Annotated in this window: 14 protein-coding genes; 5 read left to right on the forward strand and 9 right to left on the reverse strand. The window is 63.7% G+C overall.

All coding sequences use genetic code 11. From position 1 onward, the window contains the following. Positions 1–116: 116 nt before the first annotated feature. Complete coding sequence (locus tag KVF90_RS12845) at positions 117–2,687, reverse strand: EAL domain-containing protein (protein WP_264391974.1); 2,571 nt, start codon at positions 2,685–2,687, stop codon at positions 117–119. Positions 2,688–3,029: 342 nt separating this feature from the next. On the opposite strand from KVF90_RS12845, the gene KVF90_RS12850 reads away from it, so the two are divergent. Beyond that, positions 3,030–4,727, forward strand: coding sequence for a PHA/PHB synthase family protein (locus KVF90_RS12850; RefSeq protein ID WP_264391975.1), 1,698 nt, complete (start codon positions 3,030–3,032; stop codon positions 4,725–4,727). Between the two features lie 132 nt (positions 4,728–4,859). Beyond that, on the forward strand, positions 4,860–5,720 hold the full coding sequence (locus tag KVF90_RS12855) for an alpha/beta hydrolase (protein WP_264391976.1): 861 nt from the start codon (positions 4,860–4,862) through the stop codon (positions 5,718–5,720). Positions 5,721–5,786: 66 nt separating this feature from the next. Here KVF90_RS12855 and KVF90_RS12860 read toward each other — a convergent pair whose 3' ends face one another. The 8 genes from KVF90_RS12860 to KVF90_RS12895 all read right to left on the reverse strand — a co-directional run bounded on the left by KVF90_RS12860 (position 5,787) and on the right by KVF90_RS12895 (position 12,971). Further along, a complete protein-coding gene (locus tag KVF90_RS12860) occupies positions 5,787–6,740 on the reverse strand; it encodes a glycerophosphodiester phosphodiesterase family protein (protein WP_264391977.1) in 954 nt (317 codons plus the stop codon). A gap of 53 nt (positions 6,741–6,793) precedes the next feature. Then, positions 6,794–7,879 (reverse strand): DUF2855 family protein, encoded by a 1,086-nt coding sequence (locus tag KVF90_RS12865; protein WP_264391978.1) that lies wholly within the window; start codon positions 7,877–7,879, stop codon positions 6,794–6,796. Between the two features lie 28 nt (positions 7,880–7,907). Further along, positions 7,908–9,035 carry a DNA polymerase III subunit beta gene (gene dnaN, locus KVF90_RS12870; RefSeq protein ID WP_264391979.1) on the reverse strand — a complete coding sequence of 376 codons (1,128 nt, stop codon included), beginning with the start codon at positions 9,033–9,035 and terminating at the stop codon, positions 7,908–7,910. A gap of 188 nt (positions 9,036–9,223) precedes the next feature. Beyond that, complete coding sequence (locus KVF90_RS12875; protein ID WP_264391980.1) at positions 9,224–9,772, reverse strand: hypothetical protein; 549 nt, start codon at positions 9,770–9,772, stop codon at positions 9,224–9,226. A gap of 37 nt (positions 9,773–9,809) precedes the next feature. Then, on the reverse strand, positions 9,810–10,574 hold the full coding sequence (gene fabG, locus KVF90_RS12880) for a 3-oxoacyl-[acyl-carrier-protein] reductase (protein ID WP_264391981.1): 765 nt from the start codon (positions 10,572–10,574) through the stop codon (positions 9,810–9,812). A 15-nt stretch (positions 10,575–10,589) separates the two neighbouring features. Then, positions 10,590–11,168 (reverse strand): hypothetical protein, encoded by a 579-nt coding sequence (locus tag KVF90_RS12885; RefSeq protein WP_264391982.1) that lies wholly within the window; start codon positions 11,166–11,168, stop codon positions 10,590–10,592. Then, a complete protein-coding gene (gene fabD / locus KVF90_RS12890; protein ID WP_264391983.1) occupies positions 11,168–12,106 on the reverse strand; it encodes an ACP S-malonyltransferase in 939 nt (312 codons plus the stop codon). The genes KVF90_RS12885 and fabD overlap by 1 nt, the downstream gene beginning before the upstream one ends. 34 nt (positions 12,107–12,140) lie before the next feature. Then, the gene (locus tag KVF90_RS12895) at positions 12,141–12,971 is read right to left on the reverse strand and encodes an LD-carboxypeptidase (protein WP_264391984.1); all 831 of its coding nucleotides are present in this window, start codon (positions 12,969–12,971) and stop codon (positions 12,141–12,143) included. 56 nt (positions 12,972–13,027) lie between these two features. Here KVF90_RS12895 and KVF90_RS12900 point away from each other — a divergent pair, with 56 nt between their 5' ends. Genes KVF90_RS12900 through KVF90_RS12910 form a run of 3 tightly spaced genes read left to right on the forward strand, consistent with a single transcriptional unit; the run spans position 13,028 to position 16,316 of the window. Further along, complete coding sequence (locus KVF90_RS12900; RefSeq protein WP_264391985.1) at positions 13,028–14,455, forward strand: glutamate ligase domain-containing protein; 1,428 nt, start codon at positions 13,028–13,030, stop codon at positions 14,453–14,455. Positions 14,456–14,490: 35 nt separating this feature from the next. Beyond that, complete coding sequence (locus KVF90_RS12905) at positions 14,491–14,739, forward strand: hypothetical protein (RefSeq protein WP_264391986.1); 249 nt, start codon at positions 14,491–14,493, stop codon at positions 14,737–14,739. A 35-nt stretch (positions 14,740–14,774) separates the two neighbouring features. Next, positions 14,775–16,316, forward strand: a complete 1,542-nt coding sequence (locus tag KVF90_RS12910) for a class I adenylate-forming enzyme family protein (protein ID WP_264391987.1) — start codon at positions 14,775–14,777, stop codon at positions 16,314–16,316. The last annotated feature ends 27 nt before the right edge of the window (positions 16,317–16,343 follow it).

Here is a 16,343-nt window from a genome sequence, read left to right on the forward strand (position 1 = left end):
TGCCAAGTCGCCAGACCGTGTTCGCAAGGTGTAAAGCCCGATGGTTATTTTTCCGCTAAGATCGAGGCCTTCCGGACATAACTAACGCGGCGCTAACTCTGCGTTCGGGCCGTGGTTTACCAGTCACATGCCTGTCCGGGCTCGCCTTTCAGCACGGCAAGAGAACCGTCCGGACGTCGACGCAGTGGCGCGTGGAATTCGACCCCGACCCGGTTCTCGCGCGACCAGCGCACCTGCGCGGTAACCGATTTGTCAGCATCAATCTCGATCCTGATCGGACTGCCTGGCGGCAAATTCCACAGCCCTTCGATCATCGCTCCGCTCTCTGACAGATTGCGGAGCGTGGCATTGAGGCGATTGCCATTGTTCACCACCACAACGCGCCGCAGCAGGTTCTGACGCGGCGCGCGCGCTGACTGCGGCCCATCGGCTTCCGCGATCAGATCGCCCGAGACCAATGTTGTCGCGTCCGAGGCGTCCATTGGCTTGAAATAGATGTGCCCCTGAATGTGGCTACAGCCGAGCAGGCGCACGAGCTCGAGCTCGTCCAGCGTCTCTACGCCCTCTGCGGTGGTATCCATGTGCAGTGCTTCTGCAAGGCTGGTGATCGAGGCGATGATCGCACCGTTCCGGCTGCCCTCTTCGGTTGCCCCCTGCACGAAGCTGCGGTCGATCTTGATCTTGTCGAACGGCGCTTTCTTGAGATAGCCCAGCGAGGAATAGCCGGTCCCGAAATCGTCGAGCGCAAGCCTCACGCCGACGCGCTTCAACGCCTTGAACATGGCATCGGTGCCAGCATTATCGTTCAGGAACACGCTTTCAGTGATTTCCAGTTCAAGGCGCGAAGGCGCGACCCCCGCATGGGCGAGCGCGTTGGCCACGATGGTCGGCAGCTCGGGATTGGAGAATTGCAGCGCGGACACATTGACTGCACAGCGGATCGAACGCGGCCATCGGGCAAGGTCGGCGCAAGCCGTGCGAAGCGCCCATTGGCCCATGCGGTCGATCAGCCCGGCATCCTCGGCGATGGGCACGAACTTGGCCGGGCTCAGCCAACCGCGCTTGGGGTGGTTCCAGCGCATCAACGCCTCGAAGCCGACAATCTTCTCGGTCGCAGCGTAAACGATCGGCTGGTAGTAAAGCTCGAACTCGCCATTGGCGATGGCGTCGCGCAGGTCCTGTTCGAGCTCCGCGCGCTCTTCCGCGGCGGCGTGCAGGTCCTCGGCATAAAAGCGGAACACGCCGCGCCCCGCGTCCTTGGCAGCGTAGAGCGCAAGGTCGACATTGCGGATCAGCTCGTCACTGGTCGACCCATGTTCCGGCGCAAGCGCAATCCCGACCGAGGCGCCGATCACCACGCTTTGCCCCTGGATCGAATAGGGCTGGGAAAGCGCCGCAATGATTTCTTGCGCCATGTGGCCAAGTGTATCGCGACCCTGATGGCCCGGGACAATCACCTGGAATTCGTCGCCGCCCAGCCGCCCGCACCGCCCTGCCCCGCCGATCGAACGCTCAAGCCGCTGCGCAACCTGCTTCAGCAAGGCATCGCCCGCGGGATGGCCGAGCGTATCGTTAACGTGCTTGAAGCGGTCGAGGTCAAGCATCAGCACCCCGCACGCCCGCTCGCGGGCACTGGGTGCGGCGAGGATCTGCTCAAGCGCCTGGCTCATCTGCACACGGTTGGCGAGACCTGTAAGGGAGTCATAGTGGGCAAGGCGCGAGACCTGCTGGTCGCTGCGCCGCTTTTCGGTCAGGTCAGTGCCGTGGCCGCGAAAACCGCAATAATTCTTGTAGCTATCGTAAACCGGCCGTCCCGCAAGCGCCCACCAGCGCTCGTCCCCTCTGGTGGCGGCACGCACCTCGACATCGTGGAACGCCGAACGGGCTGAAAGGTGGAAGGCCAGCGTCCGTTCGGCATCGGCGGAGCCGAGCGTGGGATCGACGATTTCGCTGAGCGGCCGGCCGACAACCTCGGCAGTGCTCTTGCCCAGCGCCATCGCCGCCTTGGGCGAGATGTAGGTGATTAGTCCGCGGCGGTCGGTTTCCCAGAACCAGCCCTGCCCGGTCTCCTCGAAGCTGCGCAGAATATCCTCGGCGCGCGCGGCAACACGCTCGCGCGCTTCGCGTGCGAGGCGGCGCTTCTGGACAGCGTTCCACTCGAGCCGCGCTATCAGCGACAATGTCAGTGCGGCGGCGATGACAGCACCAAATGTGACCGTACCGGGGACAAGCACGGCAAAGCCCGCCCAGCTGGCGATCTTGCCGCAGAACAGCGAAATGATCCGCATGTCGAACAGCGCGGCGGCAGCGGCGTTGATGCACACCAGCGTGCCGATGGCCCACTGCCAAGGCAGCCCCTCGCCAACCCACAAGGCCAGCGCGACGCCGGAGCAGGCCATTGGCAGAACGATACCCAAGATCACGCTTGCAACTTGCAGCGCACCGAACTTCTCGGCCTGACGTTCAGTCGCTGCAAAAAGCGGTCCGCAGGCAAACAGCGCGGCTGACGCCAGCGCGAAACCCATCGTTGTGTTTGAAGGCAGATCCCGAAAGACGACAAGCGCGATACCGTAGGCCGCCAGCAGGAACAGCGTCATGCCGCCCGCCTCTCGGGGAAGAAAGAAAACCTGCTCGCTGGCTGGCTCGTCGATTGCGCGGTGCAGCGCACCCGACGTTTCCGCGTGCACACGCGCGCTTCCGCGCCGATCCCCGCGCCCGCGCGCGTCTGTTTCAGCCGGTTCGGCAACGGCGACAGATCGCAGATCCGGCCCGGAGCCTCGCACGCGCGAACTGCGCGCTGCAAATTTTCGGATAGGTTCCCCGGCCATCGCTCGCTCTTGCCTCGGGATGGCTGATGAAAGCGTTAATCGCGATGCTTAATACTTCAACCATTGCCGATACGCCGGACGAGATCGCCCCCGTTAGCGCGCTTGCAACTTGGCACTTGAAGCGGCATTCTGGACGGCGAGACCGCGTTAACAGAATGCCGTCAGAAACGGCGGGCGCAAGGTCAGCAAAAAGGGGATTCCATGGCACGCAGCGAAGTGAAGCTCGAGAACGAAGCAGCCCAGTCCACCAATGCTCTGGGGCCGCTCATCGGCGTCGCTCGCGAGGATTTCGTCAGCGCTGTCGCTTTGCTGCTGCGCGAGACTGCGTCCGACCCCAGCCGCTTCATCCGGCATTCGACGGCAATGGCGCAGGACATGGTCAAGATCCTGACCGGCAAGAGCGAACTCGCCCCCGATCCCAAGGACAAGCGGTTCATGGATCCTGCGTGGCAGTACAACCCGTTCTTCCGCGCCGGCGCGCAGTATTATCTCGCCGTGCAGAAGGGCATGAAAGGCTGGCTCGAAGATCTGGAGCTCGACGAGCTTGAGCGGAATCGCGCCAACTTCATCGCCAACATCATTCTCGATGGTCTGGCCCCCACCAACACGCTGATCGGCAACCCCACAGCGCAAAAGCAGGTCATCAATTCCGGCGGTCTCAGCCTCATCAAGGGGCTCCAGAACGCGTATAACGATCTGGTCCATAACAAGGGCATGGTCAGCCAGGTCGACAAGCGCCCCTTCAAGCTGGGCGAGAACATTGCGATCTCGAAGGGCAATGTGGTCTACCGTGACGAGATCATGGAGGTGCTGCAATACGCGCCCACGACCGACGAGGTTTACGAGATCCCGCAGCTGACGATCCCGCCGCAGATCAACAAGATGTACATCAACGATCTGAGCCCCGACAAATCAGTCATCAAGTGGCAGGTCGACAACGGCGTGCAGACTTTCGTGATCTCGTGGCGCAACCCCTCAAAGGAGCAGGGCCACTGGGGCATGGACGATTATATCGCGGCCTGCGAGAAAGCGCTTGAAGTGGTCTCGGCGATCAGCGGCTCCAAGAAGGTCAACGTGTCGGCCGGGTGCTCAGGCGGGCAGACGGCTTCGGTGCTGGCATCGAAGCTCGCGGCGACCGGCAATCCGGTGCTCGGCACGCTGACGCTGATGGTCTGCGTGCTTCACCCCAAGCCGACAGATATCGAAGCCGGCTCGCTGGTCAGCGAGAACGGGATGCAGCTGGCGCGGCAGCGCGCGATGAAGGCGGGCGTGATCAAGGCAGACGATCTGGCGCGCGGCTTCGCGTGGCTGCGGCCCAATGATCTCATCTGGAACTACGTCATCAACAACTACCTGCTCGGCCAAGACCCGCCGGCCTTCGACGTGCTGTTCTGGAATGCAGATGCGACCAACCTGTCCTCCACCCTGATGGGCGACTTCCTGACGCTGTTCGAAACTCTCGCCTTCACCAAGCAGGGCGAGGTCGAGATGGCAGGGCACAAGGTCGATCTCAGCAAGGTCACCGCCGATCTGTTCATCCTTGGCGGCGTGACCGATCATATCACCCCGTGGAAGGCGACGTACCGGTCGACCCAGCTGTTCGGATCCAAGGACGTCACCTACGTCCTGTCCCAGTCTGGCCACATGCAGGCGATCCTCAATCCCCCAACCAACCCCAAGGCCAAGTACTTCGTGCAGGCCAAGAAGGGCAAGCTTCCGCCCACCGCAGACGAGTGGTTGCAGGGCACCGAAGAGGTCAAGGGAAGCTGGTGGCCGCTGTGGATGGAGTGGGTGCAGGCACGCTCGGGCAAGAAGAAGGCCGCACCCACCAGCCTTGGCAATGCTACCTATCCTACGATGGAAGCCGCACCGGGACTCTACGTTATAGAGGAAGTCTGATATTGTATCGGAGCGCAGGGGTTACCGGGGGGTAGCTGCCAGCTTGCGCAAGTTTGTGGGCGCGCGCGTTTAGGGATCGACGTGCGCGCCCAACCCGCCCCACTTCCGGGGCGTGAGAAAGGACGTGAATACGTGACCAATCCCATGGACGACGCAGTCGTCTCGATGGAGCAAGTCGGCGGCCGGACGCTACGGACTGCTGCCTGGCGGCTCGATATGCCCTCCGATCATCTGCCGGTTTTGTTCTTCAACGGCATCGGTGCCAATATCGAGGCTGTCGCCCCGCTTGCCGCTACCATGCCCGAACGCGGGTTCCTGATGTTCGACATGCCGGGCACGGGCGAATCACCCGATCCGCTGATCCCCTACAACCCCTTCACCATGAGCTGGACGGCTTCGCAGCTGCTGGCGAAATATGGTCTCGATGAAGTCGACGTCATGGGTGTGTCGTGGGGCGGCGCGATGGCGCAGCACTTCGCGCTCCAGCATCCGGGGCGAACACGGCGGTTGACCTTGATCGCGACCACGCCGGGAATGCTGATGGTGCCGGGCAATCCGGCCGCCTTCACCAAGATGGCCGACCCGCGCCGCTACGTGGACCCCGAGTTCATGGCGAAGCACTTCAAGACGCTTTACGGCGGGCTGACCAAGACGGGCGATCAGGACCACAAGTCCAGCCACATCAGCCGGCTGAAGCCCCCCTCACCGCGTGGATACATGTACCAGCTGATGTGCATGATGGGCTGGAGCAGCCTGCCAGCGCTGCCCTTCATGAAGAAGGAAACGCTGATCATGATGGGTGAGGATGATCAGATCGTCCCCGTCGTTAACGGCAAGATCCTCAACGCGATGATCCCCAATTCGCGGCTCATTACCTTTGCAGGCGGCGGGCACCTGTTCCTGCTGACTCATTCGGACGAGAGCGTGGCGGCGATCCGCGAATTTCTGGATTCGCCCGACACGGCCAAGGAAACCAAACGCGCGGCGGCCTGACCCGGCCAACCGGACAGGATCGCGCGAACCGGTGATCCGGGAGTGGCTTAAAGCCGGTGGCGGAACTTACCCGCCCCGGCTGACGCCGCACTGCCCCGGCTTGGGCAACCGCCCGGCCTCAGTCAAAGCGGCGGCGGCTTCGCGCGGGCGGTCGGTGGCGAGGATGTCGACACCCTCCTTGCCAAGCTCGGCATAGCGTTCGTCCGTGCCCAACCGGTCAATCACCGCATCGATTGATCGTGGCGGGCGGCCGAGGGTGCCGAAAATTACCTCGATGTCCTGCTGGTCAAGTTCGCGGTAGAGTTCCGGTCGGGGCAGGCGCGTGCCGGTAAAGGCCACCATCCGTGCCTTCGGGATGCCGGCAGCGGCCAGTGCTGCAACGTCACCGGGCGCATCGATCGAAACAGAGAGCAGCATTTCAGGCGCGGCGCGGTGGAGGCTTGCTGCCTGTTCGACCGAATAGGCGATCAGGACCACGTTGCCGCCCATTCCGGCCTCGCGGATCGCAGCGACCACCTTGTCGATGTTGGCCGATCGCTTGAAGTCGATCTGGAGAACGGTGCGCCCCTTGGCCCAGACAAGCGCATCGGCCAGCGTCGGGATCGCATAGGGCGTGATCCATCCCCAGTTGTCTTTCAGTTTCAATCGGCTGAGCGTGGCCCAATCCTGCGCCGCAGCTTCGCCGGTTCCGGTGGTCGTGCGATCGAGCCGGTCATCGTGAAGCAGGAACAGCACACCGTCCGCGCTCTGCCCCACATCGACCTCCATGATCGCAGGCACAGCGGCCAGCAGCGCGTCCATCGTCGGAATTGCGTTTTCCGGTAGGCCGGGTGTCGGGCCGCCGCGGTGCGCGGACACCAGCGTCTGACCGCTCGTCTCGAAACAATCGAGCATGGCGGAAAGGTCGGTTTCCGGCACAAGCCGCCATGCGCCCGCGTCCTGCGCGGCAAGCGGGCTGGACCAGCCAGCCAATCCTACAAGTCCAAAGGCGAGCCCACGGGCGGCCAATCCGAAATGCATTCTTACTTCCTTGCCCAATAGAGCGGGTTCGCAACGCGCGCCGGTGTGGTGCGTCAGGGCGCGATCACGATGCCCTTTGCAGGGTCGATCTGACCAGCGACCATGGCGGTAAACACCGTACGCGCGGCATCGAGACCGGCGTGGCGCTCGATCGCCACGGTGCCATCGGCGGCCTTCAGGAACTCGTGCCAAGCAGCGGCGACCAGCCTGCCGCCCTCCTCCGGCCCGTGCGCCTTGAAAAACGCCACAGCGTGATCGGGCGCGAAGAACAGCGCGGGCTTGGGCCCGGGCAGCGGCGCCCCGCCTCCGCCGAAGGTCGATCGCGCTTCGATATGGGTCATGCCCACCAGCGCCGAATGGGCGAGCGCAGCGTCAAAGTGGCGATGCACCTGTCCCAGCAATTCCGCGTTTCCCGCAAAATCGACACTCACGCTGCGCAGGACAGGCAAGCGCTCCAGATCGTCATAGGCGAGCACCTCATCATACAGCCCCGTCGCGCTGACAAAGCCGACATTGCTTTTCGAGGTCAGCCCCACCCGCCTGATCCCCGGCGAGGTCTGGCGCGCAACGCTGGCGAGGCCCAGCGCGGTCTTGGACGAGGCGCTGGTGACGATCAGCTGCTCCGTCCCGAACCAGTCCTGTGCACGCAGGAAGTATTCGATCAGGAAGCCGGTGCGGAATAGCGGGCCGAAGATCATCCGCTCCGCCTCACGCGCGGGATCATGCTCCGGGTCGGCCGCAAGCCGCGTGTAATTGTTGTAGATCGGGCTCATCGGCTGGCGGTGCGCTGCGGTGTCCATGAAACCGCCTGCGCTGATCCGTCCGGGGATCACATCAAGATGGCTCGCCATCGGCAGGTAGCCATAGACCCGCTCGCCCTCGGCGATATCCGGATGACGGCTTTCGATCACGCGCGCATGGCCCCACATCGGCACAATGCCCATGCCTTCAGGCGCGGGGAAGAAGTCCCAATATTTGAAGCTGTCCCCAGCCACGGCGTAGGTAACATTGTTCGCGGTGACCGAGAAACTCTCGATGGCCAATCGCACCGCGCCATCCGGCAGATCGCCAACCGGCACTTCGGCCAAGACGGCATCGGTCAGAGCCGCCTTGCGGACGTGAACCTGAACAGCATTCATGGGCAATTCCCCTCCTAGGCGGCGGGGATCACACCCGCATCGGCATCAGCACATAGAGCGCGCGGGCCTGTTCGTTCTCGCGGATCAGCGTCGGCGCGCCTGCATCGGCCAAGTGGAGCTCCACCGTGTCGCTGTCGATCTGGCCGAGGATGTCCTTGAGGTAATTCGCGTTGAAGCCGATCTCCAGCGCTTCGGCGCGGTAATCGGCAGCGATTTCCTCTGCGGCGGTCCCGTTGTCGGGCGAGGTGACGGACAGCGTCACGCGGTCCTGATCCAGCCCGATCTTCACCGCGCGGGTCTTTTCGGTGGCGATGGTCGCCACGCGGTCAACACCCGAGAAGAACAGCTTGGGATCGACCTTCAGCAGCTTGTCATTCGCGGTCGGGATGACGCGGCTGTAATCGGGGAAGGTGCCGTCGATCAGCTTGCTGGTGAGCACCACGCCGCCCTCGCCGCCCATCGTGAAGCGGATCTTGCTGGCGCTGAGGTCGATCAGCACGTTGCTATCGAGCGCCTCGTCCAGAAGTTTGCGCAGTTCGCCCACGGCTTTGCGCGGCACGATCACGTCGGGCATCCCGGCAGCGCCTTCGGGGCGCGGCACGGTGAAGCGGGCGAGACGGTGGCCATCGGTGGCCGCGGCCTTGAGCAGCGGCTCGTCCTCGTCGGTCACGTGCAGGAAAATGCCGTTGAGATAGTAGCGCGTTTCCTCGGTTGAGATCGCGAAGCGGGTTCGGTCGATCAGTTCGGCCAGAAGCCGCGCCGGCAATTCAAAGCTGGTCGGCAGGTCGCCTTCGACAATCACCGGGAAGTCGTCACGCGGCAGCGTCGGCAGCTTGAAGTTCGAACGGCCGGCCTTGACCTCGAGACGGTTGTCGCTGGTGGTGAGGCTGACCTGGCTCCCCTCGGGCAGCTTGCGCGCAATGTCGAACAGCAGGTGTGCCGACACGGTGATGGCACCGGCCTGATCGACCGAGGCGGCAGCCATGGTTTCAACGACCTGCAGATCGAGATCGGTCGCCATGACCCGCACAGAACCGCCATCGCTGGCGTCGATCAGCACGTTGGAAAGGATGGGAATCGTATTGCGGCGCTCCACCACGGATTGAACATGGGAAAGGCACCGCAGCAGCGTCGCGCGTTCGATCGTGGCCTTCATCGCTAGTCCCTATCGGTCCTGTATATGGCAGAGGGGCAAAGGAATCGCCCTCAAGCGCCGGAAAAGTGCCTGAAACCTTAGCGCGCACCACGGTACGGGCAAGCTGGCGACTTGGCGAGGGGCGACTCCGTTGGGGATAAGGGAGGGTCCGTGGCTATTGGCGGGCGCTTTGCAGTTCGCGCCGGCGACTATCCGCCGAAAAGCTGACTATAGACCGACACGATCTTCCCCGCACTGGCCAGATAGGTCGACAGCAGAACGAGATTGGCTTCGCCCTTGGGTTCGAAGTTCATCTCCCTTTCGTCGAAATAGCTGAACAGGAAATCGATCCCGGCATCGGTGACCCCTTCCTTCGAGAAGTAAGGCACTTGGGTATCGCTGCTGAGAAACACCATCGCATCAATCGCGGAATTCAGGGTGGTGATGGGGTATCCGGTCTTGTCCAGCCGATCACCGGCCTCCAGCACGATCGCGTTGGCCACGGCAAAGTTGATATAGGCGTCATGCTTGGCTGGGGCGACGTCAGTCTTGACTGCGCATTCCTTTGCCAGCGCCATGATCTTTTCGGTGGTTTGCGCCCCGCTGTCATTGGCCAGCATTTCATCGACAAGCTGGCTTTGGAGAGCCTCGGGCATGCCAAGCCCCACGCAGTCCTCCTGAGCGGGGGTCAGCGCCTGGGCAGGAGCCATGGGCACCAGGGCAAGCACCGCGAACGCCGCGGTCATGATCGACTTCATCTTTGTACCCCCCCAATCAGCACGGCCCGTGCCGCCGTTAGCCCAGCATTGCCATCCCGCCATTCACGTGGAGGGTCTCGCCCGTCACGTAAGCTGCCTCGCGACTGGCGAGGAAGGCGACCGCAGCGCCGATTTCCGCGCCCTCGCCCATCCGGCCCATCGGGATGCGGCCATTGATCGCGGCCTGCTGCTTTTCGTCGAGCGCAGCGGTCATCGCGGTACGGATGAAGCCCGGGGCGACGCAGTTCGCAGTGATCCCGCGGCTGGCGACTTCCTGCGCGAAGGCCTTGGTCATGCCGGTCAGACCTGCCTTGGCCGCACAATAGTTCATCTGCCCGGGATTACCGGTCGCGCCGACAACGCTGGTGATGTTGATGATGCGTCCGAAGCGCGCCTTCATCATCGGCTTGGCGGCGGCGCGCATCAGGCGGAAGCTGGCTTCGAGGTTGATGCGGATCACCTGATCCCATTCATCATCCTTCATCCGCATGCCCAGATTATCGCGGGTGATGCCGGCATTGTTGACCAGCACGTCCATCGTGCCGAGCGTATCGAGCATCGCAGGGATCAGCTCTTCGACCTGCGTGGTGTTGCCCAGATCGCAGGTGATTTCCACGTGCCCATCGTGGTCATGATGCGGATAGGCCTCGTTCAGCTCGTCACGGAAGGCGCGCAGCTTGGCCGCGTTCGATCCCGAAAGCGCAAGGCGAGCGCCCTGGCTGGCGAGCGCATGGGCAATCGACGAGCCGATCCCGCCCGATGCTCCGGTAACCAGCGCGTTCATGCCCTTGAGTGAAAACATCGTGGTCAGCTCCCGTTACATCGCAGCAAACTGGCGGGCACTGGCGCGCTGCATCGCCTTGGCGGCAAGATAGACGCCGACGAGCTCGGCCTTGTCCAGATCAAGTCCGACGCCGGTTTCCAGAATAAAGCTGCCGAAGATATCGACGTTCTGGTCACTCACGGTGTCCGCGTCGCCAGCCATGCCGGCACCCAGCTGTTGTTCGAGCGCCGCCCAAAGGTCGGACCGGTCACCGGTCGCGAGTGCAGCGTCGATCGCTGCCATCTCGTCTTCCGTCAGCTTGTCGTTGCGCAGGAAACCCGCTTCCATCAGGCGCCCGAATTCGAACAGCAATGCGGGCTGCAGTTCAGCCTCGCTCCAGTCAAGCTGCGCGGCGCATGCCGAAGCGGTGGTTGTCACCAGCTCGGCAAGCCTCGCCAGCGCGGGATCTTCGCCCGTGCCGAGAATGTTGACCGTGCCGATCAGACCATTCAGCTCAGCCCGCTGCGCGGCGGTATAAGTCTTTTCGAGGCACGCAAGCTCACCCGTATCGCCTGCAGCGGCAGGAGAAGCCAGCGTCAGGGCAGCACCGGCCAGAAAAAGCATTCCACGCATCACGTCATCTCCTTCGCGAAGGCCTCAATATCCTGCATGGTCACAAGGCTCGTCACCTGCGCCTCCTTGTCGGTGCGGCTGACCATCGGCCCGACCACCTTGCCGCCCAGTTCGACGAAGCTTTCCACGCCATCGGCCCGCATGGCAAGCACGCTTTCGCGCCAGCGCACGCGGCCAGTCACCTGCTCGACCAGCAGTGCACGTTCGGCATCGGGGTCGGTCAGGGCAGCAGCGGTGACGTTGGCATAAAGCGGGAGGGCAAAGGCCTCTATCAGCGTACCAGCCAGAGCCTCGGCCATGCGGTCTGCCGCCGGTTGCATAAGCGAGCAGTGGAAAGGGGCTGACACGGGAAGCAGCACGCCGCGCTTGATCTCGAAATCCTTGACCAGCGCAATCGCGCGCTCAATCGCGCCCTTGTGCCCCGATATGACGACCTGCGAGGGGTCATTGTCATTGGCTACTTCGCAGATCTCACCCTGTGCCGCCGCAGCAGCGAGCGCGCTTGCCTTTTCGATATCGGCCCCCAGCAATGCCGCCATCGCGCCTTCGCCGACCGGAACCGCCGCCTGCATCGCCTGACCGCGCAATTTGAGCAGCCGTGCAGTGGTCGCCAGATCGAACGCGGCGACCGCGCAGAGCGCGGTGTATTCACCCAGCGAATGGCCCGCTACGCAATCGGCCGTCATATTGGTCGCCAGCCCAAAGTCCCGCGCCAGCACCCGCTGGGTCGCGATCGCATTGGCCATGATCGCAGGCTGCGCGTTCTCGGTGAGGGTCAGCTCTTCTTCCGGCCCGCCAAACATCAGCACCGAAAGCTTCTGCTTCAGCGCCTCGTCCACCTCGCCGAACACGTCGCGCGCCGCTGCGCTCGCTTCGGCGAGCTCCGCGCCCATGCCGATTTTCTGGCTGCCTTGACCCGGAAAAATGAACGCGCGCATCGACGACCCTCTTTATGAGTTTTGGGGCGCGCCGTTACGTCCGGGCGGGCGGGCTGGCAAGGCCGAAGGGCACAACCCTGTTGGCAGATGTATGCCCGATCAGCGCGCGGCCGAGATAGGGGATGCCCGCGCGGGCGCACCAGAAACGGGCGATGTCTTCCTCGCTCTGGCCGAATTCGACGTAGTTTTCCGGCACATCGGTGACCGAACCGAGCCGCAGTCCGGCAAGGCGTGGCAATGTTCCGGCAAGGTGGAAGAACATCCGGTCGATGGCATAAAGATGTTCGGCCACTTCCTCGACCATCACCACATGACCGGTAAGGTCAGGCATCATTGGCGTGCCCGCGATCATGGCGAGCGTGATGAGGTTGAAGGCCGCCGCAGGCGTCGTGCCATCAAGGCTCGGCTCGACGCCGCTGGTATCGCCTCCCAGCCACTTGAGCACCCGCCGGATCGCCTCGCGCCCGCCTTCCGACCGCGCACTGACCGGCATGGAGCCATGCACGCTCTGGCCGATCCCGGCGCGGTAGAGCGCGGCGAGAAGATAGCCTGCATCGGAAAAGCCGACATAGGTCTTGGCCCGCGCCGCAGCGTTCATCTGCGCAACGGCAGCTTCGGCGATCCGGTTCGAACCATAACCGCCCTTGGCAAACCACACGACGTCGAAGGCGGGATCATTGGCGCATTCGAGCAGTGCGGTCAGGCGCCGCAGGTCATCGCCTGCAAAATGCCCTTCCCGCTCGAAACACTGGTCGTGAAAGGTCACGCGGTGTCTGGGGAACTCGGCAGCAACCAGCTGTTCGAGTGCTGTCTGATGATCGCGGGTGATCGGCGTGGCTGGCGCACAGATGGCGATATTCGTCATGGCGCCCAGCCTATGGCGCTTGTCAGGGGGCGCGCAAGCCAATAACCAAGCTGGATATGGATAATGGGGTCAAGGCCGGGTCGTTTTCACAACGCCCGCTGTTCTTCTGCGGCATCGGCGGGTCCGGGATGTTGCCGCTGGCGCAGATCGCGCACGGGCTTGGCCATCCGGTCGCAGGCTCGGATCGCAGCCGCGACCAGGGCCGCAGTCCCGAAAAGTTCGCCTGGCTCGAAGCTAATGGCTTTGCGCTGTACCCGCAGGACGGAAGCGGCGTGACTTCGGCCAATCAGGTGTTGGTCGCCTCGGCCGCGATCGAGGATACCGTGCCCGAAGTCGCCCGCGCCAAAGCGCTGGGCTGCGAACGAATGAGCCGCGCCGAACTGCTCTCGCGCCTGTTCAACGCAGCCGATTTCTCGGTCGCGGTGGGAGGGACCTCGGGCAAGTCGACCGTGACGGGAATGATCGCCTGGATCCTCTCCGAAGTCGGTCACCAACCGACAGTGATGAACGGCGCGGTGATGAAGAACTTCGTCTCCGCTTCCAACCCCTTCACCAGTGCGCGGATCGGATCGCGCGAATTGTTTGTCAGCGAAGTGGATGAAAGCGACGGGTCGATCGCGCTCTACCGGCCGACGATCGGCGTGCTGCTGAATGTCAGCCTCGATCACAAGAGCATCGAGGAGCTCAGGGTGCTGTTCGGCGATTACGTCGGGACGGCAGGAACTGCGGTGATCAATTGCGACAGTCCGGAGGCTGGATATCTGGTCCCGCGTGCCGGAGCGAAAGTGACATTCGGCATCAAGGCGCGTGGTGTCGACATTACTGTGGATCCGGATTCCATCGACCAGAGCGAACTCGGCATCCGTGCGGCCGTCGTCAACAACCGCAATCGCGAGGTCTTTCCGCTGATCCTGCCAATGCCGGGGCTGCACAACCTTTCAAACGCGCTGGCGGCCATAGCCGCGGCGAGCGCGGCGGGGATCAGTGTCGGCCATGCCGCCTATGCATTGCGCAGCTTCAAGGGACTGGCGCGGCGGTTCGATGTGATCGGCACCTCGCCTTCGGGGACTACGGTGATCGACGATTTCGGGCATAACCCCGAGAAATGCGCCGCCACCCTTCGCACCTTGAAGGCGACACAGGGCCGGGTCATCGCTTTCTTCCAGCCTCATGGCTACGGACCCTTACGGCAAATGGGTGCCGAGCTGGCGCAGACCTTTGCGCGCGAGCTTGGGCCGGACGACATCACGATCCTGTGCGATCCTGTCTACTTTGGCGGCACGGTCGATCGCAGCGAGGGGAGCGGCCGGATTGTCGGTCTCATCAACTCCGCCGGGGGGCATGCCGAACACATCCCCGACCGCGCCGACTGCGGTGAGCGCATCATCGCGCTTGCCCGCCCGGGTGACCGGGTCGTGGTGATGGGTGCGCGTGACGACACTTTGACGGAGTTCGCGCGATCGATCCTCGCCCGCCTGACCTGAGTCTCTACGCCCGCGCCGCGCGCCACGCCTGGAGGATGCTGGGGGTGCTCGCACTGGCGGTGCTGCTGGTGGTGGGAGTTGACCGGTTCTATGGTCATTCCACAATCGCCTTTGCGGCGGCTATCATGTTGCTGATCATCGCCAATGTGCCGATGCGGCGCTTCAATTGTCCTCGCTGCGGCAAGAATGCGTTCTTCCGCGGGGTCTTCGTCGTACCCTGGCCCAATCGCACCTGCACGCGCTGCGGCCTCGATCTTGGCGAGGCCCATTCCCAAAATCGCTGATGGCTGAGGAGGCTATGCGAGGCTAGTTTGCGGCCATGCATCCCCGCGACTTCTCCCTCGACACGCTGCTGGCGAACTGCGCTGCACGCTATGCCCACCGCCTTGCGACCGTCGACGGCGACCAGCGCCTGACCTGGGCCGAGCTTGACGCCCGCGTCACCAACCTTGCGCAATGGATGCTGGCGCGCGGCATTGGCCCCGGTGATCGTATCGCGCTGCTGCTGACCGATGGAGCGCCGTTCCTCACCATCCTGCTCGCATCCGGCCGGATCGGGGCGATTGCGGTGCTGCTCAACTGGCGGCTCGCCCCGGCCGAAATTGCGTGGATTTGCGGCAATGCCGAGCCCGCAATGACCTTCGCCAACCCGCGCTTTGCCGCCTTGCTGGACGGGGCCGAGGCGGGAGAGTTGCACATGGTGGACGAGGCCCATGCGGCGGACGGGCATTTCGAAACCGCCGCATCAACCGCCCTCCCCCCGGCCCCCCACGCCTTCGATCTGGGTCTCGACCTCGCGCCCGAACGCCCGATCTACATGATGTATACCAGCGGCACGACCGGACGGCCCAAGGGCTGCCTTCAGGCCGGGAGCGCGGTTGCCGCCAGCGCGCTCGGCTTTGCACAGCACCGGCGCTTCACGCACAACGAGGTGCTGCTTTCGGTCAATCCGCTGTTCCATGTCGTCGGCATGCAGCAGGTCGCCGCGATGCTCGCTTGCGGCGGCACATCGGTGTTCGCGGGCCGCGACGATGATAACGCGGCCATCCTCGATCTGCTCCACCGCGAAGGCTGCACCACCACCAGCGCCTTCCCGACCATCTCTTTCCCGTGGCAGGCAATGGAGCCCATCCGCAATGGCGTGATGCCGCTCACCAATTACACCGGGGGCGCCGGCATGGGCCGCCCGCAGATGTACGAGTTCATCGAAAAGGAATGGGATGCCCGCGTCGTCGGCGGCTACGGCCAGACCGAGATTTGCGGCTTTGCGACCTTCATGGACTACCCCGATATGCTCGAAGCACCCCGCTCGATCGGGTGGACGCTGCCGCACGTGACCATGACCGTGCTCGATCCGGAGGGCAATCACCTTCCCCCGGGCGAGGAGGGCGAGTTGTGCCTGCGCGGACCATCCGTGATGCTCGGCTACTGGCGCAATCCTGAAGCGAGCGAGGCGGCATTGGGCCACGGCTGGCTGCGCACCGGCGATCTCGGAACCATGGACGCGCGCGGGCGCGGCTATCTGCTTGGCCGCGCCAAGGAGCTGATCAAGACCGGCGGAGAGAATGTCTATCCGGCCGAGGTCGACGCGGTGTTCGCCGCCATGCCCGAGGTCGCCGACGCGGGCTGCTGCGGCGTGCCGGACAAGCAGTGGGGCGAGGCGGTGAAGGCCTTCGTGGTGCTGAGACCCGGCCACACTCTCACCCGCGAAGACATCACCGCGCGCTTCAAGGGCCAGATCGCAGGATACAAGCGGCCCCGATATATCGAATTCGTCGACCAGCTGCCGCGCGATCCCATCGGCAAGTTGCTGCGGCGCGAGCTTTCGGCAAGGCCCGTCTCGCCCGATCAGGCTGCCTGAGCGAGGCCATCCGGCCAGCGAAGAAAA

This window comes from Porphyrobacter sp. ULC335 (genome assembly GCF_025917005.1).
GTDB lineage: Bacteria > Pseudomonadota > Alphaproteobacteria > Sphingomonadales > Sphingomonadaceae > Erythrobacter.